The sequence below is a fragment of the Bathymodiolus azoricus thioautotrophic gill symbiont genome (assembly GCF_001298715.1).
Classification (GTDB): Bacteria; Pseudomonadota; Gammaproteobacteria; order PS1; family Pseudothioglobaceae; genus Thiodubiliella.
Window position 1 is genome coordinate 1 of sequence record NZ_CDSC02000199.1, and the last position, 4,865, is coordinate 4,865.

Below are 4,865 nucleotides of genomic sequence, written 5' to 3' on the forward strand. Positions count from 1 at the left end.
AATATTTATTAAGGTGTTTAATATAGTCTTTTTCAATCCAATTAGTGTCACCTGCAATTACATTATCTGCATGAAAAGTCGGGATTTGGTTGCGAATGCTTAAATAATGGTTGGTCATTATCAATGGCTGTAACAAATCATTAATATGAGATGCATTTTTTAGGACAAAACCTTTACCCAAATCACTACTATTCATATTAGAAGTCGTTACAATCATAAATTTATCAGCTGGAACTTGACCACCTTCGCCGTATTCATCGGTAATAACAAAAGTTTTTTCATACAGTAAAACCTCATCAAGCCATTTAACCAATGGAGCGGGCATATTGAACCACATAATTGGCATAATGTAAATAATGGCATCTGCCCATAAAAGCTTGTCTAGCTCTCTATCCATATCTAGTGTTTCTTTGGTTACATCTGAGATTTTTACTTTATGACCTTTTTTACTCAAAGTTTTATCGGTTAAATAACTTAAGAACCCGTTAAGCTGCCCTTTGGCATCAAAAATCGAATATCCTGCTGTAATTAATAATATGTTCATATTTTTCCCCTATGGATTAATAAAATCAATTTCAATGATTAAATTTTCCGGACCTTTTACAAATACTTGTTGTGTATTTGAATCGGGTACAAAATTTTCGTTAAAAGAAATTTTTAAGTTGGTTATATGTTGGATAAAATCTGAATAATCATTCCTAGAAAAAGCAATATGATCAAGCAGGTTATTATTATTGTTAGTTTTTGATGAAAAGCCATTAAAATTCGCCTCTTCAGCAAAAATATGAATGATTGCATTATGCTTATTTTGTGGTAAATATAGCCAATATCCAGAGAAAGTGAACGGTGGTCTAAAGCCTTTCATTAAACCGATTATTTCTATGAAAAAAGTGGCAATAGTGTCAATATTTTTACACCTTAGACCGATATGATTAAACTCTATATTCATTATTTCTATATTTCAAATAGGATACTTTTCAAGCTACGACGAGTTTTTGTCAGTTTATCGTTGTAGTCTTCGGTGTGTCGATAGCCTATTGCTAGCGCTACTTCGCATTGATAACCACCCAGTTCTTGTTTAAATTCTTGATTGACCAAGTCAGTATCTATCCCTTCTATCGGCGTTGAATCAATTCTTAAACGAGCTAGAGTGTGTAGTGTGTTACCCAGTGCTAAATATAGTTGTGCCTTTGTCCAAGGGGCGGTGTTGCCATTTTTATCGGTGTTGAGTTCAGCGAAGAAAAACCCACCAAAGGCATCTTCCCTATCTTCAGGTTTGGTTCTACCATCTTCAATGCCTTTGTCCACCACTTCGGCGTAATCTTCACGAGTATATTTGGGATTATGGGCGAATAAAATGATTGCTGAACTCTCGTGAACATGCGGTTCATTAAATTCAAATTTATGGGCAAATGTTTGACTCATGCGCATTCTTGCTGCTTTGCTTTTTATCACTATAAAGCGCCAAGGCTGTGAATTAATAGATGAGGCAGACAAACGCATTGTCTTATAAATTATCTCCCAATTTTCTTCAGACACTTGTTGAGTGGCATCATATTTTTTGGTTGAATGTCGCCAGTTTAAATCTTTAATAATTTGATGAGTCATTATTTTTCCCTCTTTATTTTCTCGGCCCAGCAATGACAGATAGTGTTGTTTTGGCAATCGTATGTTGGTTAATAAAAAATCTAACTAAAGCTGAAGTAGCACCTGCTGGCGGGGTTAATTTATCTGTATCTAAAGCGTGCAGGGTAAATACATAGTTGTGAGTTCTGCCTACGGGAGGGCAGGGGCCAAAATAACCTGGTTTTCCCATATCTGTATTGGCATCAACTGCTCCTTGCGGTAAAGTGTTTGGATCGATGTTTTTTGTGTCTGCGGGAATATTGTAAGCTGTCCAATGCCAAAATCCGCTACCCGTTGGCGCATCTTTGTCATAAAAGGTAATTGCCAAACTTTTGGTGTCTTTAGGTATGCCAGTCCAAGACAAATCAGGGCGTTCATTTTTTCCTGTGCAGCCAAAATTGTTCCAGTATTGATTGGTAGTTATGGTTTTTTCTGTTTTTATGTCTTTACTAAATAATGTAAAGTTTTTAGAGCTTGGATATTTATTTAATTGCTGCATTAAAGTTTGATTGTCTTCAAGATGCCAATTACTTTTTATCTTGCCATTTTCAATGGTGTACATATCTACGGCGCTAAATTCAATTTTTTGCCCTTTGCCAGCAGTGTTATAAAATTTACCCGTAAAATGTCCTTTAAATTTTAGCCGTAAAATTACTTTATCTTCCACAACAAACATCTCCTCAATATTTGCGGTCAAATCGGGTACAACGCTACGAAACCATTTTGAGGCATCTAATGGACCTTGTTTGCCTTGTTTTCTGCCTTTAGGAAGGTTAAGATCTATAAAGTCATTTGCCAGCGCTTGTTTTGCGAATTTTTCTTCACCAGTATTCCAAAAAGCTGCATATCGTTTAGCTGCTAATATCATTTTATCTGCTTGTTTGGTTGCAATGCTTTGATCGATATTCACTTGTTTAGCTTCTGGCAATTGATAAGCGTAAACTGTGTTTATAAAGGCAAGTAATAAAGTGATATTGATAAAGTTAATTATTTTTTTCATTTTGTCTATTCCTGTTATTGAGTTAAAAAAGAATGATAGAATAACAATATATTTTTGTCAAGTAGGCACATAATTGGCATATAGTATACTTTATTATACTAAAGGAGTAAAAAATGGAAAATAAAAGAGGAGCGAATTGCCCCGTAGAATTAACCCTTAGTTTAATCGGTGGTAAATGGAAGGGAATTATTTTGTATCATTTGATTGAGGATAAAAAAAGATTTGGTGAATTGAGAAAATTTATGCCAAATATTACCCAAAGAATGCTCACTAAACAACTCAGAGAGCTTGAAAGCGATGGATTGGTTCATCGAAAGGTGTATAGAGTGGTGCCACCTAAGGTTGAGTACAGTCTTACGGAACAGGGAAAATCACTTAAAAATACGATTTTATCGTTAGAAAAATGGGGTAAAAATTATCAAAAACAAAGAAAGTTATAACCCCGCTTTTAAACTTGCCTCAATAAATTTATCTAAGTTGCCATCTAAGACATCTTGAGTGTTAGATGATTCAACCCCTGTGCGTAAGTCCTTAATGCGAGATTGGTCCAATACATAAGAACGAATTTGATGACCCCAGCCAATGTCAGATTTTCCGTCTTCAGTTTCTTGGTTTTCACTGTTGCGTTTTTGCATTTCTAATTCATACAGTTTGGATTTGAGTTGTTTCATCGCTTGGTCTTTATTGGCGTGTTGACTACGCCCATCTTGACATTGCACCACGGTGCTGGTCGGTAAGTGTGTGATGCGAACAGCAGAGTCGGTTTTATTCACATGTTGTCCACCTGCGCCACTGGCTCGGTAGGTATCAATACGAATCTCACTCTTGTTGATTTCAATATCGATATTGTCATCAATCTCAGGGGATACGAACACTGAGCAAAAAGAGGTATGGCGTTTTCCATTAGCATTGAAGGGGGATTTTCTAACCAAACGATGGATGCCGATTTCGCTTCTGAGCCAACCAAAGGCATATTCACCTTCAAAATGAATAGTGGCAGATTTAATGCCAGCAACCTCACCTGCTGAGGCTTCCATCAATTTGACTTTGAAGTTGTGTTTTTCACCCCAACGCAGATACATGCGCAACACCATTTCTGCCCAATCTTGTGCTTCAGTCCCACCTGAGCCAGATTGAATATCTAAGTAAGCGTGGTTTATATCCAATTTGCCACTGAACATTCTTTGAAACTCTAACCTTGCAATAGAAATTTCAATTGCCTCCAAATCAGCAATTACACTGTTAGCGGTATCTTCATCACTTTCAGATTGCGCCATATCTAAGAGTTCTTTGGCATCTGCTAAAATCGCATTTGCGTTATCAAAAGTCTGGCAAATAGATTCTAAGGTTGATTTTTCCTTGCCCAAAGCTTGTGCGGTTTCTGGGTTAGACCAAATATCTGGATTTTCCATTTCTAATAACACTTCCTCCAAGCAACCTTGTTTTTCTTCTAAATTTAGGTGTATGGATAAAGCAGACGAACGCTGAGTTAGATCGTCAATTTTTTGATAAGTGGGTGAGAGTTCCATAAGCAAGCATTTTACGCACTAACAGATATAAAAAAAGCCCCACAAAGAAGGGGCTTTTTTTATTTAAGGCACGAAATTACTTTCTAAGACCTAAACGAGAAATTAAATTTGAATAAGCACTTGTATCGTTACTTCTAAGATAAGCCAATAACTTCTTACGCTGAGAAACTAAGCGTAATAAACCTCTTCTTGAGTGATGGTCTTTTTTATGTGTTTTAAAGTGACCGGTTAAGTGTTGGATGCGTGCAGTTAATAGTGCAACTTGTACATTGGTTGAACCAGTGTCGCCTTCAGAAGACTGGTACTGTTTAATGATTGCTTGTGTATCAATTGACATAAGTGTTATGCTCTAAAAAATATAAAAGGGATAATTATACTCGGATTTTGCTAATTTTGCAACATTTTGTAGAGTAAATCTTTGAGTAACAAACGCTCTTTTTTCAAGTTTTCAAGATAAACATCACCTAGATTTTCAATACCTTGCTCGCCGCGAACAATTGCTTTATCAATACCTTCGTATTCAAAAGCTAACTTTCTAAAATGATTGTTATTAACTTTTAGTTCGTGAATTTTCTCTTTGTGTTCAGGAAATTCTTTAATGAGTGGGTGATGTTCCATGATGCTTTATCCTAATTAAGTTCAAGGGATAAAATTATACACTTGTTTTGCTATTAACCCGACAGTTAACAATGTCCCAAATCCAAAAATAG

At 35.9% G+C, this 4,865-nt stretch carries 8 protein-coding genes; 1 reads left to right on the top strand and 7 read right to left on the bottom strand.

Translation table 11 applies throughout. The annotated features are described in order from the left end of the window. The 4 genes from BAZSYMA_RS03805 to BAZSYMA_RS10360 all read right to left on the bottom strand — a co-directional run. On the bottom strand, nucleotides 1-544 hold a 544-nt coding region (locus BAZSYMA_RS03805), incomplete at its 3' end, for an NAD(P)H-dependent oxidoreductase (protein ID WP_090715781.1). A 9-nt stretch (nucleotides 545-553) separates the two neighbouring features. Then, nucleotides 554-949 (bottom strand): VOC family protein, encoded by a 396-nt coding sequence (locus BAZSYMA_RS03810; RefSeq protein ID WP_090715784.1) that lies wholly within the window; start codon nucleotides 947-949, stop codon nucleotides 554-556. Between the two features lie 5 nt (nucleotides 950-954). After that, nucleotides 955-1,608 (bottom strand): NAD(P)H-dependent oxidoreductase, encoded by a 654-nt coding sequence (locus tag BAZSYMA_RS03815; RefSeq protein ID WP_090715786.1) that lies wholly within the window; start codon nucleotides 1,606-1,608, stop codon nucleotides 955-957. Nucleotides 1,609-1,621: 13 nt separating this feature from the next. Beyond that, the gene (locus BAZSYMA_RS10360) at nucleotides 1,622-2,626 is read right to left on the bottom strand and encodes a YbhB/YbcL family Raf kinase inhibitor-like protein (RefSeq protein WP_237731676.1); all 1,005 of its coding nucleotides are present in this window, start codon (nucleotides 2,624-2,626) and stop codon (nucleotides 1,622-1,624) included. Nucleotides 2,627-2,739: 113 nt separating this feature from the next. On the opposite strand from BAZSYMA_RS10360, the gene BAZSYMA_RS03825 reads away from it, so the two are divergent. After that, nucleotides 2,740-3,066 (top strand): winged helix-turn-helix transcriptional regulator, encoded by a 327-nt coding sequence (locus BAZSYMA_RS03825; RefSeq protein WP_090715789.1) that lies wholly within the window; start codon nucleotides 2,740-2,742, stop codon nucleotides 3,064-3,066. On the opposite strand, the gene prfB is transcribed toward BAZSYMA_RS03825, so the two are convergent. The 3 genes from prfB to BAZSYMA_RS03840 form a co-directional block, all read right to left on the bottom strand. Further along, a complete protein-coding gene (prfB, locus tag BAZSYMA_RS03830) occupies nucleotides 3,061-4,155 on the bottom strand; it encodes a peptide chain release factor 2 (protein WP_090715792.1) in 1,095 nt (364 codons plus the stop codon). The genes BAZSYMA_RS03825 and prfB overlap by 6 nt on opposite strands. A 76-nt stretch (nucleotides 4,156-4,231) precedes the next feature. Next, complete coding sequence (gene rpsO / locus BAZSYMA_RS03835) at nucleotides 4,232-4,492, bottom strand: 30S ribosomal protein S15 (protein WP_090715795.1); 261 nt, start codon at nucleotides 4,490-4,492, stop codon at nucleotides 4,232-4,234. Between the two features lie 50 nt (nucleotides 4,493-4,542). Then, complete coding sequence (locus BAZSYMA_RS03840; protein ID WP_090715797.1) at nucleotides 4,543-4,773, bottom strand: HP1242/YdcH family protein; 231 nt, start codon at nucleotides 4,771-4,773, stop codon at nucleotides 4,543-4,545. Between the last annotated feature and the right edge of the window lie 92 nt (nucleotides 4,774-4,865).

Coding starts and splice junctions, on each gene's coding strand:
- BAZSYMA_RS03815 (WP_090715786.1), bottom strand. CDS start 1,608: ATGACTCATCAAATTATTAAAGATTTAAACTGGCGACATTCAACCAAA.
- prfB (WP_090715792.1), bottom strand. CDS start 4,155: ATGGAACTCTCACCCACTTATCAAAAAATTGACGATCTAACTCAGCGT.
- rpsO (WP_090715795.1), bottom strand. CDS start 4,492: ATGTCAATTGATACACAAGCAATCATTAAACAGTACCAGTCTTCTGAA.
- BAZSYMA_RS03825 (WP_090715789.1), top strand. CDS start 2,740: ATGGAAAATAAAAGAGGAGCGAATTGCCCCGTAGAATTAACCCTTAGT.
- BAZSYMA_RS10360 (WP_237731676.1), bottom strand. CDS start 2,626: ATGAAAAAAATAATTAACTTTATCAATATCACTTTATTACTTGCCTTT.
- BAZSYMA_RS03840 (WP_090715797.1), bottom strand. CDS start 4,773: ATGGAACATCACCCACTCATTAAAGAATTTCCTGAACACAAAGAGAAA.
- BAZSYMA_RS03810 (WP_090715784.1), bottom strand. CDS start 949: ATGAATATAGAGTTTAATCATATCGGTCTAAGGTGTAAAAATATTGAC.